The following is a 22,557-nucleotide window of genomic DNA, read 5'->3' on the forward strand; positions in this document are numbered from 1 at the left end:
CGGCGCGCCGAACTCATCGGCCCCGGTCGGCCGGGCACCCGCCCAGACCCGCCTTGCGCGCCTCGTCGGCCTCCTCCCGCTCCGCCTCGAACAGGACCTGCGCGCATCGCGCGCGAACGCGGTGCGCCGTCTGAACGACACCCTCGCCGGAGGAGGGCTCGCCCTCGGCGAACTCGTCGAGTTCGAGTCCTCGAAGAGCGGCGAAGAAAGCGATCAGCTCGACTGAAGCGCGCGTCCCCCTGCCCGTGCCGCGGCCCCGAGGCGGCCGGATTCGAGCAGGGGGGCACTCCTCCCACCCGCCCAGCATCCGGGCGATCTTCCCCGATTCGACGATGAGGCCATGGAAGAGGGCGAGCTCCTCAAGGCTGAACCCCGCCTCGTCGACGAGGGGATCGAGGGCGGTCTTCGCCCTCGCGTAATCCGGATGAGCGCCCATGCCCGCGGCGCTCAGGAGCCGACGGGCGTAGGCGTCGTAGATGAAGAGCGGGCGCTCGTAGACGTAGAGGAGCAGGACATCGGCCGTTTCCATCCCGATCCCGCGAATCGCGAGGAGTTCGGCGCGAAGATCCGGAGTCGAAGACCTCCTCGCCTCCTCGTCGCGACGGAGGAACCATGCCGTCGCCTCCTTGAGATAAGCCGTCTTCGCGCGGTGGTACCCGCAGGGGCGGATGACGGAGGCGAGATGCTCGGGGGATGAGGACTCGATCCCCTCGGGGTCGAGCAGGCCTGCGGACCTCATGCGGGCGAGGGCGCGTTCGACGTTCGTCCACGCCGTGTTCTGGACGAGGATCGCGCCGACGAGGATCTCGAAGCGAGTATCGGCCGACCACCAGGGACCGGGATCGATCTGCTCCAAGAGCGCGGTGAACAGCTCCCGCATCGCACCGCGCCCGGCGAGCGCGGGCCCCGTCCGAGGACGCCCGGAGCCCGGCTCGGCGATAGGCGATCGATTCATCGCATCCTCCCTGTCGGTGGCCGATGCCGTGAGTCTATGCTGGGGCCCGCTCAAGGGCGCGGCTTGGCCCGGGACGTGGGGCGCTCCGTGAAGGGATCCTCCGGCCAGGGGTGCTTCGGGTAGCGCCCGCGCAGCTGCGCGCGTACCTGCTGATATGGGCCCGTCCAGAAGCTCGCGAGGTCCGAGGTGACGGCTGCGGGGCGTCCGGCGGGGTCGGTGAGGTGGAGGACCAGGGGGAGGTGCCCGTCGGCGAATGCGGGGGTGTCGATCCATCCGAAGGCCTCTTGAACGCGTAGGGCGAGCACGGGGTGTCCGCTCGACCAATCGATCCTCCGCCTTGCTCCTGTGGGGATCTCGATCTCGGAGGGGGCGAGCGCATCGAGTCGGCGGAGCGTCGACCAGTCGAGGAGGGAGCGGATAGCGGCCGCCATGTCCACCGATGCCAGCGGCGCCCCACTGGCGAGCGAGTCCAGCTCCGCCGCGAGCCAGACGGGTGTCGAGGCGATCAGGGCTTCGTCGCTGACATCGGGCCAGAGCTGGGGATTGACCCCGTGTAGTGCGCCGATGCGCGAGCGCAGGGAGCGGGCCGAATCGGACCACGTCATGATCGGCGGGCCCGAGTCCCGCAGGGCGTTGAGGAGCGTCTCCAGGGCCTCCTGCGCGCTCGCCTCGACAGGGCGCTCCCCGAGGGGGATCGCGGCATCGGCGCTCCTCGCCGCCGATCGGACGGAGAGCCGGGCGATGGGAGTGCTGATCCTCGCGTGGAACTCCGCGCTCTGGGTGCTCGCGAGGTGGGGCCTCCTGTGCGACGGGGAGCACTCCTCAGGGGCTCTTCGCGCCGGGCGTTGGATGAGCGCCCTCGGGGCGCTCGCCTCAGCGGTCCATGCGGCGGGCGCCGCCTCGACGCTCTTCTCGCCCCGGGCGGCCTCGATCTCGGCATGCTCATCGATGCGCAGGAGCGGCGGGATGAGGGCGAGGATCCGTCCGGAGAGCGCGCCGCCGCCGTCCGGGCCGAGGGGGCTGCGGAATCGTCTTGAGCGGCTGATGGGCTCCCGGCGGCGGGTGCGCCGCATCGGCGAGGGCGGGGGCCGTCCCGGAAGCGATCGCGTGCGGTGACGGGGCATTGACAGTGCGGACGCTCCGGTGCTAAATTGGCGCCTAATCGTTTAGGAGTCCTCGACATCGAGGTCGGACAGATTCCTAAACCTTTAGGTCAATTGGATGGGAGCGCTCATCATGGCGAAGAAGCCCACGTTGAACGATGTGGCGGCGAAGTCGGGCCTGTCGATCTTCACCGTCTCCCGCGCCCTCAACGGCGCCGAGGGGGTCTCCGATGAGAGCCGACGGCGAGTGCTCGAGGCCGCGAGGAGTATCGGCTACGTGCCCAACACCGCCGCCCGCGCCCTGCGCACGCAGATGCCGGGACCGGTCATGGTGATGACGGCCTCCACATCGAACTCCTACTACATCGACATGATCGACGGCATCCAGTCGGGACTGCGCGAGGCGAACACGGCGATGCGATTCACGGACGTCGCCCCTTCGGGGCGCTTCGACCGCGATCTCGAGGACGCCGCGATCCAGGAGGCGATGCAGTCGCGGGCCAAGGGCGTGATCTCAACCCTCACCCTGAGCCCCGACAACTACGAGAAGCTCACGGAATGGGGGATCCCCGCGGTCTTCGTCGACTCGCAGGCTCCGGACTCGCATTTCGGCGCCGCATCCGTCACCACCGACAACGCCGACGCCTCGGCCCAGATCGGACGCCATCTCGCATTCCACGGCCTCGACGAATGGGTGCTGATGATCTACCCCCGTCTGTGGTCGTCGCGCGCCGCCCGCGAGGGCGGATTCCGCGCGGCCGCGCACGAGCACGGCGCGCGGCTCACCGTGCTCGAGTGCGACAACGACGCCCGCTCCGCCCGCGAGGTCCTCGACGCGCATCTCGCGCAACGGGGGACGGGCGGGAGATTCGCCTTGGTCGCGGGCAACAACCCCCTCCTGCAGGGAGCCCTGACCGCCCTGAGGGAACGGGAGCTGCGCATCCCCGACGAGGTCGCCGTCATCGGCTTCGACGAATTCGCCTGGGCCCCCCTCCTCGATCCGCCGATGACGGTCATCGACGAGGACTCGCGATCCATCGGCGAACTCGCCGCCCGCAAACTCCTCGCCATCATTGCCCGCACGAGCTCCGACAAGGAGGCGGCGTCGGTGGTGCCGAGCTACACCGCGGAGGACCGCGAGGAGGTGACAGCGACCCTCCTCGTCCGCCACTCCTGCGGCTGCTGACCGCGGTCGGCGTCCTCGGCGACGCCGGCATCATCACCGCCGCCCAGGCCGCGGCTCCGAAGACGGAGCCGCCGATCGGCGGCCCCACCCAGTGAAGGAATGCAATGAAGCACACCACGACGGCCATCGCCGGCTCGATCCTCGCGACCTTCGCGCTCGCGCTCACCGCCTGCACCTCCGGCGACTCCCCGAACGCCGGGGCGATGAGCGGAACGGGGGCGGAGGGCGCCGCCCTCCCCTCCGCGATCGAATCGATCGGGCTCATGGTCCAGGACATGTCGAACCCCTTCTTCTCCGCCATGACCACCGGCGCCGAAGAGGCGGCAGCCGAGCTCGGCGCGACCCTCAACGTCCAGGACGCCCAGCTCGACCTCGCCAACCAGAACACGCAGATCGACGCCTTCATCCAGCAGGGCGTGGACCTCATCGTCATCTCCGCCGTCGACGAGGACGGCATCGCGCCCGCCATCGAGCGCGCCCGCGCTGCCGGCGTCATCGTCATCGCCGTCGACACCCCCGCGGTGGGAGCCGACGCCGTCGTCATGACGGACGCCGTCGAAGCGGGAGAAGTCGCCTGCCGCCACCTCTTCGAGCAGATGGGCGGCAAGGGCAACATCCTCATCGTCGACGGCACCCCGATCCAGACGATCATCGACCGGATCACCGGCTGCACGAAGGTCCTCGAAGAATTCCCCGGCATCACCGTCGTCGGGCATCAGGCCTCGCGCAACGACCGCGCCTCCGGTTTGACGGTGACGACGGACATGCTCACCGCGACCCCCGACGTTCAGGGCATCTTCGGGATGAACGACCCCTCCGCCCTCGGCGCGACCCTCGCCGTCGAACAGGCCGGACGGGCCTCGGACATCATCGTCGTCGGAATCGACGCGAGCCCCGAAGGAGTCGCCGAACTGAAGAGGGAGGGCTCGCCCTTCATCGCCTCCGCCACGCAGAACCCGGCGGAGATGGTGCGTCAGGCCGTGGCCGTCGCCCAGCAGATGGTCGACGGCAACCCGCCCGCCGACACGACGATCCTCATCCCGAGCGTCATCGTCACGCGCGACTCCGTCGACGAATACCCCGGCTGGTGACGCGAACGGGCGGGGCGGCGTCGCGCCCGCCCCGCCCGATTCCCGAGGAGACGATCCATGACCACATCAACCCGTCCGCCGCTGCTCGAGCTCCGCGAGATCAGCAAACGATTCGGCGCCACGATGGCGCTCAACGGAGCCTCCTTCGACCTGCGCCCCGGTGAAGTGCACGCCCTCATGGGCGAGAACGGCGCGGGCAAGTCGACGCTGATGAAGATCCTCGCGGGCAACATCGCGCGTGATGGGGGCGAGATCCTCATCGACGGCCGCACGGTGGAGATCGCCGACCCCGCCGACGCCCGATCGCACGGGATCGCGATCATCCATCAGGAGATCAGCACCGTCCCCGACATGACCGTCGCCGAGAACCTCGCCCTCGGCGCCGAAGCGACCACGCGCTTCGGGCTCCTCGACCGGAAGGCGATGCGGCGCGACGCCGAGCGCAAACTCGCGCTCATCGGGCTCCGCGTCGACCCCTCCCGTCCGCTCGGCTCGCTGAGCATCGGCATGCAGCAGATGGTGGAGATCGCCCGAGCCGCGAGCGAGGAGGCGCGCATCCTCGTCCTCGACGAGCCGACGGCGGCCCTGTCGCGCGCGGAGACCGAGGAGCTCTACCGCATCATCGAGCAGGCGCGCTCGACGGGGGTCGGCCTCATCTACATCACGCATCGGATGGAGGAGGTCTGGCGCCTGGCGGACCGGGTGACGGTCTTCCGGGACGGGCGCCTCGTCGGCACCCATGAGCGCGCCGACATCGAGCCCACCGACATCGTGCGGATGATGGTCGGGCGCGACATCCGCGATCTGTACGTCCACGAGTCCCGGCCCCCGGGCGATACCGTCCTGGAGGCGGAGGGCCTGAAGGGCAACGGCGTCGGCCCCGTGAGTTTCAGCGTCCGCGCGGGGGAGATCGTCTGCTTCGCCGGACTGATCGGATCCGGCCGCACCGAGGTCGCGCGCCTCATCTTCGGCGCCGAGAGGCCCGAGGGCGGCACGATCCGGCTCCGCGGCGAGCCCTACGAGGCGCCGGACCCCCGATCGGCGATCCGCAGCGGCGTCACCATGGTGCCGGAAAGCCGGAAGGAGCAGGGGCTGTTCCTCGAGCATTCCGTCGAGGACAACATCGCCCTGTCCTCCCTCGACCGCTTCTCCCGGGGCGGCGTCCTGAGGCGCGGGCGGATCCGCGCGGCCGTCCTCGACATGATGGACTTCCTCCACCTGCGTTGCACCGCCATCGGGCTGCCGACGCGCAGCCTGTCCGGGGGCAACCAGCAGAAGGCCGTCCTCGCCCGGACGCTCCTCACCGAATCGGATCTCCTCATCCTCGATGAGCCCACCCGAGGGGTCGACGTCGGGGCGAAGCGGGAGATCTACGAACTCATCGAAGCACTGGTCCGCCGGGGCAAGGCGATCATCATGATCTCCTCCGACCTGCCCGAGGCGATCGGGTGCTCCGACAGGATCCTCGTCATGCGTCACGGGCGGATCGTCGCGGACCTCCCGTCCGCGACCGCATCCGAAGAAGACGTCATGAGCCATGCCACAGGAACAGCCGAGTAGGAACCGATCACGATGACCAACCACGCCTCCGGAGCGGGACAGCTCCGCGTGCACCCCCGACACTTCGATTTCGCGACATGGTGGGACCGTGCGGGGATCCTCGCCGTCCTCGTGCTGCTCACCGTGTTCATGGCGGTCGCCGCACCGAACTTCGCCTCCGTCGACAACCTCCTCAACATCGCCCGGGCGATTTCGATCAACGCGATCATCGCGGCCGGGATGACCTTCGTCATCATCACCGCCGGGATCGACCTCTCCGTCGGCTCGACGGTCGCCGTCGCCGGCGTCACCGCCGTCCTCGCGGCGATGACCGGAATGCCCTCCTTCATCGCGATCCTCATCGGGGTCTGCGCCGGAGCGCTCGCCGGCCTGGTCAACGGCGCCCTGTCCGCCTATCTCGCCCTCGCGCCCTTCATCGTCACCCTCGGACTCATGACCTTCCTCCGCGGTCTCGCCTACACGATGACCGAGGGGCAGCCGATCGTCGACAGCGCCCTGTCCTTCCGCGATCTCGGCAACGGCTACCTCCTCGGCATCCCGGTCCCCGTGGTCGTGATGATCGGCGTCTACCTCGTGTCCTGGCTCGTCCTCGAACGCACGAAGTTCGGACGCCACGTTTACGCGGTCGGCGGCAACCCCGAGGCCGCCCGGCTCGCGGGCATCAGGGTCAAGCGCGTCCTCACCTCCGTGTACGTCATCGCCGGCGCCCTCGCCGGCCTCGCAGGCGTCATCTTCGCGGCGCGGGTCGTCTCGGCCCAGCCCACCGCCGGCAACGGCTACGAACTCGACGCCATCGCGGCCGTCGTCCTCGGCGGGACGAGCCTCGCCGGCGGGAAGGGGCGGATCCTCGGCACGCTCGTCGGCTCCGTGATCCTCGGAGTGCTCACCACCGGGCTCATCCTCATGAACGTGCAGTTCTTCACCCAGCTCCTCATCAAGGGAATCGTCATCATCCTCGCCGTCGCCATCGACTCCCTCAAGCACCGGTCCACCGCCGCGGCGGTCCGACCGCTCCTCGATGCGGCGGCGAAGGAAGGAGGCGCGCGATGAGCCGGACGATCGTCATCACCGATCCCCTCGGCCCGAGGCTCAACGAGCCCATCGAGTTCACCGTCGAGGAAGCGCTCGAGGGCGCCCTGTGGAGGGCGCGCACCGACAGCGGCGCCGAACTGCTGTGCCAACGGCTCGAGCACCAGGAGCGGGAGGGCGCCACCTCCTTCATCACCGTCGCCTCCGTCGACGGCCGCCTCGAATTCACCCTCGAGGAGCCCCTGCCCAAAGGGACGCCGACGGAGGGGATCACCGCCCTGGAGCCCCGCGAGGCCGACGCCTACGCGCGCCTCGACACCGGGTACTTCGATCTCGAACTGTGCACCGGGACCGCCCGCGGCGACGGCGCCTCGAAATGGGGGATCCGGCATTTCTCCACGCGGGAGGAGGGGATCGACCTCCTGCCCTCCGGGAACAACGCCATCGGCGGCTTCTACGGCCCCTTCTTCACCCCCGAGAACGGGCTCATCAACCCGCCCGAGCACACCCCCGTCACGGTGGAGGTCCTCGAATGGGGGCCCGTGCTCGTCGCCCTCCGGATGACGGGCACGATCCCCGACGGCCTGCTCGAGGAGCTGAAGGGGAAGAGCTTCTCCATCGAATGGCGCTTCACCTACGGCACGCCCTGGTTCTCCCGCCGCTATCTCGTCGATCCTTTCGCAACGGTCATCAACGGGCGCTCCATCGTCAACAAGATCACCGTCGGCGACGAGTTCGAGGGCGGGCAGGGCGAACTCGTCTTCGACCGCTTCGACACCCCGGGAGGGGTCCGCTACCGCGATGGCGACCCCTATGCGGGGGAGCTGGCGGGCATGGTCGCCGAGACCCTGGCGGCCCCGGGGGCGCGCAATGAGAAGTTCCGGGCCTTCCGCGAGGCGCTCACCGACGACATCGAGTCCGCGCACTGGGACCTCTACTGGCGGCTCTTCAGCGCATGGGAGGGCGCGCTCTCCGACGAGGAGATCGCTCAGCGCCTCGGGCGCGTGCGCGCCGCCTCGCATCGGCTCGCCGATCTGCCGGAGCGTCCGTGGAGGATCGCCCGGGAGGCCGTCGACGTCCAGCGAGTCCCCCATGAGACGATCTTCCCCGGGGCCGCGCAGGCGAGCGTCGAATACCACTCCGAGCAGGGACGCGCGATGATCTGGTGGACCTCCGAGCCCTCCGGACAGTTCCAGATCGTTCAGCGGCGCCAATCCGGCTGGGTGAACTGGGGGACGAACGGCGAGAACGAGTGCCCCGAGCTGCCCGTCGGCGCGCTCATCAAGACCGCCTACGGCCGCTTCGCCGGCACCTGGGAAAGGGTCGCCGCGCAGTTGGGCGCGCCCCCGGAGGTGCGCGTCGCGACGCGGTGAGCGCCGATCCGCCAGGAGCGGCCGGTCCCGGGTTCTCGGCCCGGGGCCGGGCGCTGCGCGCATCGAGGGCCCCGGACGGGCCGGGCCGCTCGGAATGCTCGAGCGGCGGTCGGATCAGGGCAGCTGATCGAGGAGGAGCTGAAGGCCCTCGGCCATCGTCGGATGGGCGATCGGCAGGAAGCGGAGCTCCTCGTAGCGCATGCCGGCGCGCATGGCGACCTGGACGGCGGCGATGACCTCGCCGGCCTCGGGCCCCTGGATCGCGGCGCCGAGGATCTCATGGGTCGAGGCGTCGACGACCGCCTTCCACAGCCCGCGGCTCGCGCGCATCGTCTTGGCGCGCGGGACGGCCTGCACGGGGAGGGAGGCGACGAGGACCTCGCGCCCCGAGGCGCGGGCCTCGCCCTCGCTCATGCCGATCCTCGCGAGCTCCGGCGAGGTGAAGACGACGGAGGGGAGGAGCCGGCCCGTGGTCGAGGCGAAGGGCGAGGCGGGCTCGGCGCCGTCGAACTGGGCGCGGATGATCCGGAAATCCGACCAGGAGGCGTGCGTGAACATCGGGGTCCCCGCGGCATCGCCCGCCGCCCACACCCCCGGGGCGCTCGTGCGCAGGGAGTCGTCGACGGCGATGAAACCCGAGGCGTTGAGGCGGATCCCCGCCTCCTCGAGGCCGATCCCCTCCGTATTCGGCACGCGGCCGGCGGCGACGAGGACGGCCTCGGCGGCGAGGGACCCTCCGTCGTCGAGGGCGAGGCGGATGCGCCCCTCCTCCTTCGCGGCCGCTACGACCCGGGCGCCGCGGCGGATCTCGACGCCGAGCTCGGCCAGGCCCGCCTCCGTCTCGGCCGCGATATCGGCGTCCTCGCGGGGCAGGACGTGGGCGCCGGAGGCGATGAGCACGACCTCGACGCCGAAGGCGGCCATCATCGAGGCGAATTCGACGCCGATGTAGGAGGCGCCGATGATCGCCAGCGAGGAGGGGAGGGCCTCCAGGCGGAGGATCTCCTCGCTCGTCATCGCCCCCGCCTCCCACAGTCCGGGGATCTCCGGGCGGGCGGGCCGCGATCCGAGATTGACGAGGGCCCGTTCGCCCCGGATGCACCGGGTCCCGCCTTCATCGAGGGCGACTTCGACGCTCCGTTCGCCGATGAAGCGGGCCTCCCCCTTGAGGAAGTCGAGGCCGGGGGCGGCGAACATCGTCTCGTGCGCGGCCACCATCGCCGAGACGATGCCCTCCTTGTGCGCGCGCAGCGCTTCGAGGTCGACGGCGGCGGCCCCGGTGCCGGTGACGCCGAATCGCGCATCAGAGCGGGCGGCTTCGAGCCTGCGGGCCGAGGCGACGAGGGCCTTCGTCGGGATGCAGGCGACGTTGATGCAGGTGCCGCCGATGTAGCGGCGTTCGACCATCGCGACGCGCATGCCCTTCTTCGCGCGGTCCATCGCGAGGGACTTGCCGGCCTTGCCCCCTCCGACGACGAGGAGGTCGACCTCTTCGAGTGCGGCGGGGGCGGGAGGGGCCCCGGGTGCATGCGCGGCGGAGGCCGGGGGCGCGGGGGCGGCGGCGAGGGCGGGCTGGTCGTTCATGGGGATCCTTCGGGGGCTCGGGCGGGGTCGGGGGAGAGGAACAGGGGTGGGTCGGGGAGACGAATAGGGGTGGGGCGGGAGTGAGGGATCGGGCTTCGGGGCCACCGGATCCTCGTCCGCGCATCTCCAACGCCGAGGAGGCACCGCGCATTCCCCCGGCGCGCGAGTTGTGGCGGACGCCACCGTACAGCCTGCGAGGGTGTAGCCTCGTGCCATGAGCGCTCCGACTCCCCGACTCCTCCTCAACTCCGGCGTCCGCATCCCCCAGATCGGCTTCGGCACCTTCCAGATCCCGCCCTCGGCGACGGCGGAGGCGGTGAGTCGCGCCCTCGAGATCGGCTACCGCCACATCGATACGGCCGCGGGGTACTACAACGAGGCCGGGGTCGGCGAGGCCATCCGCTCGAGCGGACTCGACCGCGACGCCCTCTTCGTCACCACGAAGCTCCGCAACGCCGACCAGGGCCGCGAGTCGGCGCGCCGGGCGCTCGCCTCCTCGCTCGAGGAGCTCGGCCTCGATCGCGTCGACCTCTACCTCATCCATTGGCCGGTTCCCGCGCGGGACCTCTACCTCGAGACCTGGGAGGCCCTCATCGAGCTGAGGGACGAGGGGCTCGCCTCCTCGATCGGGGTCGCGAACTTCCTCCCCGAGCACCTCGACCGGATCGTCGAGGCGACCGGGGTGATCCCCGCAGTCGATCAGGTGGAGGCCCATCCGCTGTTCCACCGTCCCGCGCTGCGCGAGCGCTGCGTCGAACTAGGCATCGCCATCGAAGCCTATTCCCCGCTCGGCCAGGGCCGGGATCTGGCGGAGCCGACGGTGGCCGGGATCGCTGAGGCGCACGGGGTCTCGCCCGCGGAAGTCGTCCTCGCCTGGCACGTGGCCCGCGGGCACGTCGCGATCCCGAAGACGGTGAACGCCGAGCGCATGGCGCTCAACCTCCGCGCGGCCTCGCTCCACCTCGGGGCGGCGGAACTCGGGGCGCTCGATGCGCTGCATTCGCAGGAGGGCCGGGTCGGAGGCGACCCCGCGACCTTCGCCTTCCCGCAGACCCTCGAGGACATGAAGGCCCGCGGCGAATCCCTGGAGGACTAGGACCGTTCGGCGAGGAGACGACGGGCGAGGAGCGCCTCCCGCACCGCGTTGGCGGTGAAGAAGGCGGCTGAGACGAACGCGAGCAGCGGATGTGCCTGCCCGAGGCATCCGGTGACGCCCCACGCGATGACGAGGAGGGTGCTCGCGACGGCGGCGGCGATCGCGAAGCCCGGTGAGCGGTGGCGCTGATCCCACCAGTGGTCGGAGCGCAGGTCGTCGAGCTGTGCGCGGGTCATGAGGAGTCCTCCTCGTCGAGAATGTCCCTGGCCCCGTCCCTGAACGCGAGGGCGAACGCGGGACGCGGACCGGACCCGGGGATGCGGGCCCGCTCCCAGTGTCCCCCGCGCGGCGCTCCGGCGGGGCGTGTTCGCGCACCGGGGTATCACGGCATAGGAGCTTCACGCTTTCGGGGCCCTCCGCGTGCGCATGCACCGGAGGAGTGGCTCAGCGCCGCGGCTTGGCCCGCGAGGTCGGCCTTTCGGAGAAGGGATCCTCCGGCCAGGGGTGCTTCGGGTAGCGCCCGCGCAGCTGCGCGCGCACCTGCTGATACGGGCCCGTCCAGAAGCTCGCGAGATCCGAGGTGACGGCTGCGGGGCGTCCGGCGGGGTCGGTGAGGTGGAGGACCAGGGGGAGGTGCCCGTCGGCGAATGCGGGGGTGTCGACCCATCCGAAGGCCTCTTGAACGCGTAGGGCGAGCACGGGGCGTCCGCTCGACCAATCGATCCTCCGCCTTGCTCCTGTGGGGATCTCGATCTCGGAGGGGGCGAGCGCATCGAGTCGGCGGAGCGCCGACCAGTCGAGGAGGGAGCGGATAGCGGCCGCCATGTCCACCGATGCCAGCGGCGCCCCACTGGCGAGCGAGTCCAGCTCCGCCGCGAGCCAGACGGGTGCCGAGGCGATCAGGGCCTCGTCGCCGACATCGGGCCAGAGCCGGGGATTGACCCCGTGTAGTGCGCCGATGCGCGAGCGCAGGGAGCGGGCCGAATCGGACCACGTCATGATCGGCGGGCCCGAGTCCCGCAGGGCGTTGAGGAGCGTCTCCAGGGCCTCCTGCGCGCTCGCCTCGACAGGGCGCTCCCCGAGGGGGATCGCGCCGAGGGAGCGCGCTAAGACCGCCCGGATCCTTCCCGATTCCAGGGTGCAAGTCCGCACTTCGGTCACGAGCGGCGCGCCGATGACGAGGGCCTCGTCTGGTGCCAGGGGAACTGCGGCCCGGATGAATCCGTCGGCGCTCGCAGACCTGGTGAGTTCTGCGATGGCCAGCCATTCGACGCCTTCCAGAGGCGAGCCCTCGGGGAGTGCAGCGGCTTGGCCATCGGCGAGCAGGTAGGCGCGTCCGCCCTGTCGCGAGCGTGCGATCCAAGAGGGTTTCACGTGCGCGACGACGGCCGCGAGGGCGTCCTCGTCGCTTGTCGGGGCTTGGAGGCCCGCTGGGCTCGGCGGGATGAGCGGCGCGATCTGCCGCTTCAAGCGCGCTGCGCCTCGGCGCACGGTCTTGGCCAGTGCGGGATCGAGGCGTGCCATGCGCCTCGCGAAGGTCGCGAGATCGGCGTCCTTGACCCGTGGGCCTTCTGCGAGCAGCGCGCCGAAGGAGGCCGCCCGCTCGAGGCCGATGCGGGGCGCGGTGCGCAGCAGGGCGGCGCCGAGGGCGGGATCGATCGGCAGGCTCCCCGCGGTCTCGCCCAGGGGCGTCACGCGCCCCTCTTCGAGAAGGCCGAGGGCGTGAAGGGCCGTGCGCGCCGCCTCCCGGGCCGCCGAGGGAGGCGCGTCCAGGAGCGCAAGCCCCGCAAGCCCCTTCGGCGTCCAGCGCAGAGCCTGCAATTCGGCATCGCTGAGGTCGGCGACGAGCATCTCCGGAAGGGCGTGCGCTGCGCGCCTGGCCCAGTCGACCTCATCGAAGCAGCGGATCGCGAGGCCGGGACCGAGGCGGGCCGCACGGCCGGCCCTCTGCTCGCACCGTGAGCGCGCGGCGCGGACGGTGGCGAGGCTTGAAGCGCCGCGCGCGAGATCGAGGCGCGGTTCACGGGCGAGGCCCGAATCGATGACGCAGGAGACTCGGGGAACCGTGAGCGAGGACTCCGCGATCGGCGTGGCCACGATGATCCGGCGCGGGCCCGTCGCCGGAGGGCTGAGGACCTCGTCCTGAAGTGCGGGCGGAAGGGTTCCGTGCAGCGCGAGGACCTCGAAGTCGTGCGCGCCCTCCCCGAAGGATCCCTCGCGCAGGCGGGCGACGACCTCGTTCACCTCCCTGACGCCGGGGACGAAGACCAGGACATCGCCCTCGCCTCCCCGAAGGCACTGCGCGGCGCAAGAGGCGACGTGCGCGAGGAATGCGCGCGGGACGCGGACCGCTCCCCAAGGATCGGCCTCGAGTGGCTCGACCCCACGGGCCGGCGGGGCGTAGCGCAGCTCGAGGGGGAATGCGGCTCCCGGCACCTCGACGGCGTCCGTCGGAACCCTCGTCCCCAGCAGGGAGCGGATCCTCCCGACATCGAGCGTGGCCGAGGCGACGCAGAGGTGGAGGTCCTCGCGTAGCACTGATCGGGCGTCGAGCAGCATGCCGAGCGCCAGATCGCTGTCGAGGTGGCGTTCGTGGAATTCGTCGAGGAGGACCGCCGACACCCCCTCGAGCGAAGGATCGGAGTGGAGCAGTCGGACGAGGACGCCGGGGGTCACGAACTCGACGCGAGTGGCCGCCGACCTTCTGGCCTCGCCTTTCACTGCGAAGCCGACGAGATCGCCGAGGTCCTGCCCGAGCAGATGGGCGAGGCGGCGCGCCGCCGCCCGCGCGGCGATCCTGCGGGGTTCGGCGACGAGGATCCTCCCCTTGAATTCGCGGGCGAGGAGGGCGGGGACGAGGGTCGTCTTGCCCGATCCCGGAGGCGCGGAGAGGACGAGGGCGCGTCCGGGGGCCAGGACTTCTCCGATCCGTCCGAGACCGGAGGCAACGGGGAGGGCGGGCGGAGCGGCGAGCAGACGGGCGAAGGGATCCACCCCTCCAGTATGACCCGCCCCCGTGCCGGCGATCCGGCGCCCGGGGTTCAGTAGTGGGTGACGACGACGGTGCCGATCTCGACGAAATCGTGGATCCAGTGCGCATCCTCCACGGGGATGTTGATGCAGCCGTGCGAGGACTCATCGGTGCCGATCCCGAACTCCTTGACCCACGGCGCTCCGTGAAGGGCGTAGCTCTGGTGCCAATAGGCGACCCAGGGGACCCCGCGTTCGCAATAGGGCCATTCCGGGGTGCAGCCCATGTCTTGGGCCTTGAACTTGAGATAGACGCGATAGGTCCCGGTCACGGTCTCATGACCGACGCCCCCGTGATTGATGAGGATCGGCCCGTAGGCGACCTCTTGACCGCGGAAGACAGTCAGAGTCGAGTCCGTGAGGTTGACCTCGACCCACTTCTCGCCCGGCGAGGGACGGTAGGCCAGGCCCGCGAGCCCCGCCGGGGTCACCCGCTCCTCCATGCCCGCGGCGATGGGATCCCATTCGATCGTCCCCGAATACTCCGAATGCGCGTCGAGGGCGTTGAGAATCCCCTCGCGCAGGGCTTGGGCGTTCTTGACCGCCCTGCCCTCCTTCCCGGGGCGCGCGAGTCGGAGCAGGACCCCCTGAGGGTCGACCGCGTTGATGCCGTTGATGGCGGGACGATCCACCTGGGAGACGATCGAATCGACCCAGGCGGTCACGGCCTCCCGGTCGACCGAAGGGACGAGTCGCCCCTCCTTCTCCTCGACCTTCACCCATTTCGCCTTCTCGGATTCCTCCGGGGTGAAGGTCTCGTTCGGGCCGGTGAGGGAGATCGGCGTCGCGGCGATCTCATCGGCCCGTTGAGCGGCCTCCTGGGCCTGCGTGATCGTCGGACGGGCTTCGAGGGGCGAGGACGGCAGCGAGATCGAGGAGCTCTCCAGGCGCGAGACCGCCGAGACGAGCCTCTCGCGCAGCGTGTCGCGATCGACTCCCTGGCCAGGGCTCCCTCCGATCGCGACATGACGCGTCCCGTCCTCGGAGAGGTCGACCGACGCGGGAACGGGGGCGCGTCCGGTCAGGGCGTCCGCTTTCGCCGCGAAGGAGAGGAAGGCGGACTGATCGATCGAGGTCGGGACGATGACCTCCTGCGCGCGGCCGAGGGAGACGAGGGAGAGGACGGAGGCGATGGGATCGCCCGAGCCCTTCAGGGCGGCGTCGGCGAGGGCCTGGGGATCCACGACGACGCCCGTCTGGGCGAGCGGCGCGCGCAGCTCCTCACCATCGACCACGAGCGTGACAGTGGCGCTTCTCAAACGCGCATCCGCGAACTCCACGACCTCTTCGCGGGTCATTCCCGATAGCTCGTGGCCTGCGAGGGTGCGGCCGGGCAGGACCCGTCCCGTGCAGGTGAGGGTCACGACGGCGATCGCCGAGGCGCAGCTTGCGAGAAGGCACAGGCCCAATGCCCACCAGCGCCACCGGGAAGACCGGGGCGATGCGGAGTGAAGCGGAACAGCGGTCATGGAACACGACTCTATCGGCTCGAAAACCGCGTCTGAACCCCGAAAGATCCCGGAGTCCCCCTGATCCGGGACGGCGGATCAACGAGCCGGGCGCTCGCGCCGCGCCGTTCGCTAGACTGCCCGGAGGAGAGGGACGAGAGAAAGGGCCTGCCAGGTGAGTGATCCGATGGCGGCGAGCGCCGCCGGTTCGACGCGCCATGTCGTCATTCCTGCGACCGTCGATCCGATCCTCGTCCTCGGAACCGCCGATCAGGTGCTCCGCTCCTTGGAGAAGGGCTTCCCCCGGGTCGCGATCCGCGTGATCGGGAGGGATGTTTCATTGACGGGCCTTCCCGCTGAGGTCGATCTCGCCTGCGAGCTCGTCGAGGAGCTGATCGCCCTCGCATCGAAGGGGCAGGCCCTCGACGCGAGCGCCGTGGACCGGGCGATCTCGCTCCTGGCCTCCAGCGGCCTCAACGCCGCCGCGACGGAGGACATCCTCACCGTGCGCGGCAGGACGATCCGGCCGAAGACGCCCGGGCAGGCCGCCTACGTCGAGGCGATCGAACGCTCGACCGTGGTCTTCGGGATCGGACCGGCGGGAACGGGGAAGACCTATTTGGCGATGGCGGTCGCCGTGCGCAAGCTCCTCGCCGGCCAGGTGCGCAGGATCGTCCTGACCCGACCGGCGGTGGAGGCGGGGGAGAACCTCGGCTTCCTCCCCGGCACGCTGACCGACAAGATCGACCCCTATCTGAGGCCCCTGTACGACGCCTTGAAGGACATGCTGGACGCCGAGGCGATCCCGAAGCTCATGGCGGCGGGCACGATCGAGGTGGCGCCCCTGGCGTACATGCGGGGCCGGACGCTCAACGACTCCTTCATCATCCTCGACGAGGCCCAGAATACGACGGCGAATCAGATGAAGATGTTCTTGACCCGGCTCGGATTCAATTCGCAGATCGTCGTCACGGGCGACTCCTCGCAGGTGGATCTCCCGGGGGGAAGCCAATCCGGCCTCGCCGCGATCTCCCGCATCCTCGACGGGATCGACGGCATCGAGTTCTGCCGGCTCACCAGCGCCGATGTCGTGCGGCACGAGCTCGTCGGCGAGATCATCGACGCCTACTCCCGTTGGGAGGAGCACAAGGAGCGGACGCGGGCGATGAATGCGCGCTCACGTGCTCATCGGAATCGAACTGGCCAGGAGGGCGCTCATGACTGAGGTCATCAACGAGACGGATTACGAGATCGACGGAGCGGAGTTCGCCGCCCTCGCCGACCACGTGCTGACGGCGATGCACGTGGCGACCGATGCGGAACTCAACATCCTCTTCATCGACCCGAAGCCGATGGAGGAGCTCCACATCCGCTGGCTGGACCTGCCCGGTCCGACCGATGTCATGAGCTTCCCGATGGACGAGCTCCGACCGGGCAGCGCCGAGCAGCCCACCGCTGCGGGCACCCTCGGGGACATCTGCATCTGCCCGCAGGTGGCCGAGGCCCAGGCGAAGGAGGCCGGGCACACGACGGTGGAGGAGATGCTCATGCTCGCCACCCACGGGATGCTGCACCTGCTCGGTTACGACCATGCGGAAGAGGCCGAGAAGGAAGAGATGTTCGCCCTTCAGCGCCGTCTTCTCCTCACCTTCCTCGCGACCCGATGACGGCGTCCTGGGCCGAGTCGATCCCCGCCCCCGCGCTCGTCGCGATCGGGGCTCTCGCGCTCGCGGTCGCAGCCCTCATCCATGCGCTCGACGTCGCCTTCCAACGCATGTCCGTGGCCACCGCTGAGGACCTCGTCGAAGAAGGGCGACCGAACGCGGTCCTGCTCGCCGGGCTCCTCGAGCACCGCAAGCGCACGACCTTGACGGTCCGCGGTGTGCGGACCTTCTTCCAGGTCGTCTTCGCCGTGTCCCTCACCCTGGCGATCGCGGGGGCGGGGCTGGCGTGGTGGGCGACCGGTCTCATCGCCCTGGCGGCGATTTCGGTCCTCCAGTTCGTCCTCGTCTCCGTCATCCCGACGCGTTTCGGTTCGCGCAGGCCCGAACGGATCGCCTTGCGGGGCGCGCCCTTCGCGTCCAGGCTGGTGGATTCCTCGCGCTTCTTCGATCCGCTCGTGAGCCGTTTACGAGGGCGGCTCCCCCAATCCGCTCAGACGGAGGCCGAGGCGAGGGCCGAGATGGCCAACGACCTGCGCGAGATGGTCGATCAGGTCGGTGAGACCGAGGGATTCGAGGACGAGGACCGCGAGATGCTCCGCAGCGTCCTCGACCTCGGGCGCACCCTGGTGCGCGAGGTGATGGTGCCGCGCACGGAGATGGTGACGGCCCCCGTCGACCTCCCCGCCCGCAAGGCCCTGCGGCTCTTCGTCCGCTCGGGATTCTCGCGCATCCCCGTCGAGGGCGACGACGTCGACGACATCCGCGGCGTGCTCTACTTCAAGGACGTCGTGCAGCGCTTGGAGACCTACGGCCCGGATCTCGATCAGGTGGCGGAGCAGATGATGCGTCCGGCGGTGTTCACCGTCGAGATGAAGCACGCCGATGACCTCCTGCGCCAGATGCGCGACGAGCACTTCCACCAAGCGATCGTCGTCGACGAGTACGGCGGCGTGTCGGGACTCGTCACTCTCGAGGACCTCATCGAGGAGGTCGTCGGCGAGCTCACCGACGAGCACGATCGCGTCGTCCTCGAAGCGGAGGACCTCGGAGGAGGGGTGTGGCGCGTGCCCGCCCGCTATCCGCTGGGTGAACTCGGCGGGCTCTTCGGCATGGAGCTCGAGGACGAGGACGTCGACTCGGTCGGGGGCTTCCTCGCGAAGGCGATCGGCCGGGTGCCCCTGCCGGGCGCCGTGGGCGTCCTCGGGGGGATCCGGATGGAGGCGCAAGAGGCGCGGGGCCGTCGCCGTCAGGTGGGGACCGTCCTGTGCTCCCGCGCGGAGGAGGATAATGGACCATCCGAGACGAGCAGTGAGGACTAGACGATGAGATTCCCCAGTGACGACGAGCTCATGGCCGGTCCGAACGCCCTGGGCCCCGATCCGATCGAGATCGATGAGGACCTCCTCGACGAGGAGGAGGAATGGGATGAGCTCGATCCCGAGGAGGCCTTCGCCAGGCTCGAGGACCTCAAGGGGCTGCGCAAGGACGCGAACGCGGGCGCGGGCCTGCTCATGCCCGACTACCCGGAGGACTTCCGCGCCGGCTTCGTCTCGATCGTCGGCCGTCCGAACGTGGGCAAGTCGACGCTGACGAACGCGCTGGTCGGCAAGAAGATCGCGATCACCTCGGGGCGTCCGGAGACGACCCGTCACAACATCCGGGGGATCGTTCACGCTGAGAAGTCGCAGCTCGTCCTCGTCGACACGCCCGGTTACCACCGTCCGCGCACTCTGCTCGGCAAGCGCCTCAACGACATGGTCCGCGAGGCGCTGGCCGAAGTCGATTGCGTCGTCTTCTGCCTGCCCGCCGACCAGCGGATCGGTCCGGGCGACCGCTTCATCGCCCGCGAGCTCAAGGACGTGCGCCGCCCGATCATCGCGGTCGCCACGAAAGCGGATCTCGTGCCGCGTGATCGCCTCATGAAGCACCTCCTCTCGATCGACGAGATGGGGGAATTCGCTGTGATCGTCCCGGTGTCGGCCAAGAGCGGCGAGGGGATCGGCATCCTCCTCGACGTCCTGCGCCGAACTGTTCCGCTCTCGCCGCCCCTGTATCCCGAGGGGGAGGTGACCGATGAATCGCGCGACACGCTCATCGCCGAGTTTATCCGGGAGGCGGCACTGGAGGGCGTGCGCGATGAACTGCCCCACTCGCTCGCCGTCCAGGTCGAGGAGATCGTCGAACGCGAGCGGCGCGAGGGCGATGCGCGCCCCCCGCTCGTCGACGTCCACGTGAACGTGTACGTCGAACGCGATTCGCAGAAGGCCATCATCATCGGGAGGAAGGGGAGCCGGCTCAAGGAGATCGGATCCCGCTCGCGCCCCCTCATCGAGGATCTCCTGGGCAAGCGGGTCTACCTCGACCTGCATGTGAGGACTGCGAAGGATTGGCAGTCGGATCCGAAGATGCTCGGGAGGCTCGGCTTCTGAGATGAGCATCTTCACGGGAGCGTCCACGACGGTCGTCGCCCTCGGTGGGAACGCCCTCGGTGAGACGCCGGACGATCAGCTGCGCCTCCTGCGCCGATGCGCGGGCGCGCTGGTCGACATCGCCGAGGCCGGGCCCTTGATCGTCACGCACGGGAACGGGCCGCAGGTCGGGCAGATCACCCGCGCCTTCTCCCTCGGGGCGGCTGCCGATCCGGGCGTCCCGAATGTCGATCTTCCCGAGATGGGAGCGATGACCCAGGGGTACATCGGCGAGCATCTCGTGCGCAGCCTCGACGAGGAGCTGACGCTAAGGGGGCGCGCCGGGCGGGTCGCGGCCCTGGTCACCCGGGTCGAGGTGGACGGGGACGACCCGGCGTTCGCGAATCCGACGAAGCCGATCGGGCAGTTCCTCAATCGGGACATGGCGCTGCGCAGGATGGCGGAGGACCCCTCCCAGGTGTACGCCGAGGACGCCGGCCGAGGATTCAGGAGGCTCGTCGCTTCGCCGCTTCCCAGGAGGATCCTGGAGCTCGGGGCCGTCCGCGCCCTCGCCGATCAGGGCTTCCTCGTGGTCGCAGGCGGGGGAGGGGGCATCCCGATCGTGCGATCGGGCGATTCGATGCGGGCGGTTGACGCGGTGATCGACAAGGACCGCTCGGCGGCCCTCCTCGCCGCGGACCTCGGCGCCTCCTGCCTCGTCATCCTCACCGCCGTGCACAGGGTCGCCACCGGTTGGGGCACCCCGCGTCAGGAATGGCTGAGCGCACTCGACGCCGCGCGCGGTCGGGCCCTGGTTGAGGCCGGTGAGTTCGCGGAAGGGTCCATGTGTCCGAAGGTCGAGGCGGCGCTCGATTTCGTCGAGGGCGCTCCGAAGGGGGCCAGGCGCGCGATCATCTGCGCCCTCGCCGATGCTTCGCGGGCGCTGAGCGGTGAGGTTGGCACGCTCATCACGGCCTGAGGCCGTCCTCGTGAGCCGACGGGCCGCCCGGGCGTCCGCATTGCGGGGCCCCTTGCGTTCGATGCGCCCGCCTGCTCTACAGTGAGGGCATGCTCAGGGCGCATCAGCTCCTTCTTCTTCGCCGCGACGAGGCCTAAAAGGGCCGGCTCCTCGTCGCGGCTGAGGTCGTGTCCGGCCCGAAGCCCCCCGAGGGCGCGCCCACGACGAGAGAAAGCCATCTTCGTGAAGACCACCGCTTCAGTCCCCACCCCGACAGGTTCCGGAATGCCCTTCGGCAAGTACCGGCCCTTCCTCGAATCCAATCCCGTCCGCCTCGACGACAGGCGCTGGCCCTCGAATCGGATCACGAAGGCCCCGCGCTGGATGTCGACGGATCTGCGCGACGGCAATCAGGCCCTCATCGAACCCATGGATTCGCTGCGCAAGCGCAAGATGTTCGATCTTCTGGTCGCGCGCGGATACAAGGAGATCGAAATCGGTTTCCCGGCCGCTTCGCAGACGGACTTCGACTTCGTCCGCTCCCTCATCGAAGCCGATGCGGTCCCCGAGGACGTGACGATCTCCGTCCTGACCCAGTCCCGCCCCGAGATCATCGAACGCACCCTGGAGGCCCTCGTCGGCTTCCCGCGCGCGACGGTCCACCTGTACAACGCGACCTCGCCGCTCTTCCGCGAGCTCGTCTTCCGCAACGACCGGGCGCAGACCGTGGACCTGGCCGTGTCGGGCGCGCGCGAGGTCGTCGCGCAGGCGGAGAAACGGCTCGGGGATGAGACCGTCTTCGGCTTCGAGTACTCGCCCGAGATCTTCGTCGACACGGAGCTCGACTTCGCGCTCGAGATCTGCGAGGCCGTCATGGACGTGTGGCAGCCCGGGGACGAGCGCGAGATCATCCTCAATCTGCCCGCCACCGTCGAGCGCGCCACTCCGAACGTGTACGCCGATCAGATCGAGTACATGTCGCGCAACCTGAGCCGCCGCGAGCACATCGCGATCTCCCTGCACCCGCACAACGACCGCGGCACCGGCATCGCCGCGGCGGAGCTCGGCCTGCTCGCGGGCGGGGACCGGATCGAGGGCTGCCTGCTCGGCCAGGGGGAGCGCACGGGGAACGTGGACCTGGTGACCCTGGGCCTGAACCTGTTCAGCCAGGGCGTCGATCCGGGCGTCGACCTGTCGAACGTCGATGAGATCCGCAAGACCGTCGAGTTCTGCACGCAGATGGAGACCTCGCCCCGGGCGCCCTACGTCGGGGACCTCGTCTACACCTCCTTCTCGGGCTCGCACCAGGATGCGATCAAGAAGGGCTTCTCGGCGCGCAAGAAGAAGGTGGCCGAGGCCGGCGGCGATGAGAACGCGGTCGTGTGGGAGCTCCCGTACCTGCCGATCGACCCGCATGACGTCGGCCGTTCCTACGAGGCGGTCGTCCGCGTCAACTCCCAGTCCGGCAAGGGAGGGGTCGCCTACCTCATGTCGACGGCGCACAACCTCGAGCTGCCGCGCCGCCTCCAGATCGAGTTCTCCCGCATCGTTCAGCGTCACACCGATTCCTTCGGCGGGGAGATCGACGGCGACGCCCTGTGGACGATCTTCGCCGACGAGTACCTGCCGAACTCGGCCGCCGCGGGTCTGACGCCCTGGGGGCGCTTCGAACTGGGGGCCTCGAAGGTCTCGAGCTCCGATGACGAGCACGTCGAGCTCGAGGCGATCCTCAAGGACCGCGGCGAGACGGTGACGGTGAAGGCGAGCGGTTCGGGCCCGATCGACGCCTTCGTCTCCGCGCTCCACGAGTTCGACCTGGACGTCCGCGTCCTGGATTACTCCGAGCACGCGATGAGCCAGGGGCGCGACGCGAAGGCCGCCTCCTACGTCGAGGCCGCGGTCGACGGGCAGATCGTCTGGGGCGTGGGCATCGATTCGTCCATCACGCGCGCCACCTACAAGGCGGTCATCTCGGCGGTCAACCGGGCCCTGCGCTGACTCCTGCCCCTCGGCGCGCCCGTCCTGTCCGCTGACGAGGACGGGCGCGCCGCGTCGTGGGAAGATGGTCGCGT

Annotated in this window: 18 protein-coding genes; 12 read left to right on the forward strand and 6 right to left on the reverse strand. The window is 69.9% G+C overall.

What is annotated here, in order from left to right; all coding sequences use genetic code 11:
* Positions 1 to 13: 13 nt before the first annotated feature.
* Entirely contained in the window at positions 14 to 955 is a 942-nt protein-coding gene (locus tag HD592_RS04540; RefSeq protein ID WP_246429983.1) for an endonuclease III domain-containing protein, read from the reverse strand.
* A 50-nt stretch (positions 956 to 1,005) separates the two neighbouring features.
* Complete coding sequence (locus HD592_RS04545; protein WP_184452258.1) at positions 1,006 to 2,079, reverse strand: ATP-dependent helicase C-terminal domain-containing protein; 1,074 nt, start codon at positions 2,077 to 2,079, stop codon at positions 1,006 to 1,008.
* 112 nt (positions 2,080 to 2,191) lie between these two features.
* Between HD592_RS04545 and HD592_RS04550 the strand changes: the two genes are divergently transcribed.
* The 5 genes from HD592_RS04550 to HD592_RS04570 all read left to right on the forward strand — a co-directional run bounded on the left by HD592_RS04550 (position 2,192) and on the right by HD592_RS04570 (position 8,297).
* Positions 2,192 to 3,244: a LacI family DNA-binding transcriptional regulator gene (locus tag HD592_RS04550; protein WP_184452260.1), complete on the forward strand. Its 1,053-nt coding sequence runs from the start codon at positions 2,192 to 2,194 to the stop codon at positions 3,242 to 3,244.
* Between the two features lie 104 nt (positions 3,245 to 3,348).
* Positions 3,349 to 4,335 (forward strand): ABC transporter substrate-binding protein, encoded by a 987-nt coding sequence (locus tag HD592_RS04555; RefSeq protein WP_246429984.1) that lies wholly within the window; start codon positions 3,349 to 3,351, stop codon positions 4,333 to 4,335.
* 57 nt (positions 4,336 to 4,392) lie between these two features.
* Positions 4,393 to 5,895 carry a sugar ABC transporter ATP-binding protein gene (locus tag HD592_RS04560; protein WP_184452261.1) on the forward strand — a complete coding sequence of 501 codons (1,503 nt, stop codon included), beginning with the start codon at positions 4,393 to 4,395 and terminating at the stop codon, positions 5,893 to 5,895.
* Between the two features lie 12 nt (positions 5,896 to 5,907).
* Positions 5,908 to 6,945 carry an ABC transporter permease gene (locus HD592_RS04565; protein WP_184452263.1) on the forward strand — a complete coding sequence of 346 codons (1,038 nt, stop codon included), beginning with the start codon at positions 5,908 to 5,910 and terminating at the stop codon, positions 6,943 to 6,945.
* Positions 6,942 to 8,297, forward strand: coding sequence for a hypothetical protein (locus tag HD592_RS04570; protein ID WP_184452264.1), 1,356 nt, complete (start codon positions 6,942 to 6,944; stop codon positions 8,295 to 8,297). The genes HD592_RS04565 and HD592_RS04570 overlap by 4 nt, the downstream gene beginning before the upstream one ends.
* A 114-nt stretch (positions 8,298 to 8,411) precedes the next feature.
* On the opposite strand, the gene HD592_RS04575 is transcribed toward HD592_RS04570, so the two are convergent.
* Positions 8,412 to 9,881, reverse strand: coding sequence for a dihydrolipoyl dehydrogenase family protein (locus tag HD592_RS04575; protein WP_184452266.1), 1,470 nt, complete (start codon positions 9,879 to 9,881; stop codon positions 8,412 to 8,414).
* A gap of 214 nt (positions 9,882 to 10,095) precedes the next feature.
* Between HD592_RS04575 and HD592_RS04580 the strand changes: the two genes are divergently transcribed.
* Positions 10,096 to 10,977, forward strand: a complete 882-nt coding sequence (locus tag HD592_RS04580; RefSeq protein ID WP_184452269.1) for an aldo/keto reductase — start codon at positions 10,096 to 10,098, stop codon at positions 10,975 to 10,977.
* On the opposite strand, the gene HD592_RS04585 is transcribed toward HD592_RS04580, so the two are convergent.
* From HD592_RS04585 to HD592_RS04595, 3 genes are all read right to left on the reverse strand, one after another.
* Positions 10,974 to 11,213 (reverse strand): hypothetical protein, encoded by a 240-nt coding sequence (locus HD592_RS04585; protein ID WP_184452271.1) that lies wholly within the window; start codon positions 11,211 to 11,213, stop codon positions 10,974 to 10,976. The two genes, HD592_RS04580 and HD592_RS04585, sit on opposite strands and share 4 nt — an antisense overlap.
* Positions 11,214 to 11,421: 208 nt before the next feature.
* Positions 11,422 to 13,971: an ATP-dependent helicase HrpB gene (gene hrpB / locus HD592_RS04590; protein ID WP_343058733.1), complete on the reverse strand. Its 2,550-nt coding sequence runs from the start codon at positions 13,969 to 13,971 to the stop codon at positions 11,422 to 11,424.
* Positions 13,972 to 14,018: 47 nt separating this feature from the next.
* Positions 14,019 to 15,476, reverse strand: a complete 1,458-nt coding sequence (locus tag HD592_RS04595) for a L,D-transpeptidase family protein (RefSeq protein ID WP_184452273.1) — start codon at positions 15,474 to 15,476, stop codon at positions 14,019 to 14,021.
* A 166-nt stretch (positions 15,477 to 15,642) separates the two neighbouring features.
* Here HD592_RS04595 and HD592_RS04600 point away from each other — a divergent pair, with 166 nt between their 5' ends.
* The 6 genes from HD592_RS04600 (at position 15,643) to leuA (ending at position 22,483) form a co-directional block, all read left to right on the forward strand.
* On the forward strand, positions 15,643 to 16,680 hold the full coding sequence (locus HD592_RS04600) for a PhoH family protein (protein WP_184454441.1): 1,038 nt from the start codon (positions 15,643 to 15,645) through the stop codon (positions 16,678 to 16,680).
* A complete protein-coding gene (ybeY, locus tag HD592_RS04605; RefSeq protein WP_184452275.1) occupies positions 16,673 to 17,122 on the forward strand; it encodes an rRNA maturation RNase YbeY in 450 nt (149 codons plus the stop codon). Before HD592_RS04600 ends, ybeY begins: the two co-directional genes overlap by 8 nt.
* Positions 17,119 to 18,438: a hemolysin family protein gene (locus HD592_RS04610; protein WP_184452277.1), complete on the forward strand. Its 1,320-nt coding sequence runs from the start codon at positions 17,119 to 17,121 to the stop codon at positions 18,436 to 18,438. The genes ybeY and HD592_RS04610 overlap by 4 nt, the downstream gene beginning before the upstream one ends.
* Positions 18,439 to 18,441: 3 nt before the next feature.
* Complete coding sequence (gene era, locus HD592_RS04615) at positions 18,442 to 19,548, forward strand: GTPase Era (protein WP_184452279.1); 1,107 nt, start codon at positions 18,442 to 18,444, stop codon at positions 19,546 to 19,548.
* 1 nt (position 19,549) lies between these two features.
* Positions 19,550 to 20,506, forward strand: coding sequence for a carbamate kinase (gene arcC / locus HD592_RS04620; RefSeq protein ID WP_184452281.1), 957 nt, complete (start codon positions 19,550 to 19,552; stop codon positions 20,504 to 20,506).
* 222 nt (positions 20,507 to 20,728) lie between these two features.
* Positions 20,729 to 22,483, forward strand: a complete 1,755-nt coding sequence (gene leuA / locus HD592_RS04625) for a 2-isopropylmalate synthase (RefSeq protein WP_277298448.1) — start codon at positions 20,729 to 20,731, stop codon at positions 22,481 to 22,483.
* The last annotated feature ends 74 nt before the right edge of the window (positions 22,484 to 22,557 follow it).

It is taken from the genome of Schaalia hyovaginalis (genome assembly GCF_014208035.1).
In the GTDB taxonomy this organism is placed as follows: Bacteria; Actinomycetota; Actinomycetes; order Actinomycetales; family Actinomycetaceae; genus Pauljensenia; species Pauljensenia hyovaginalis.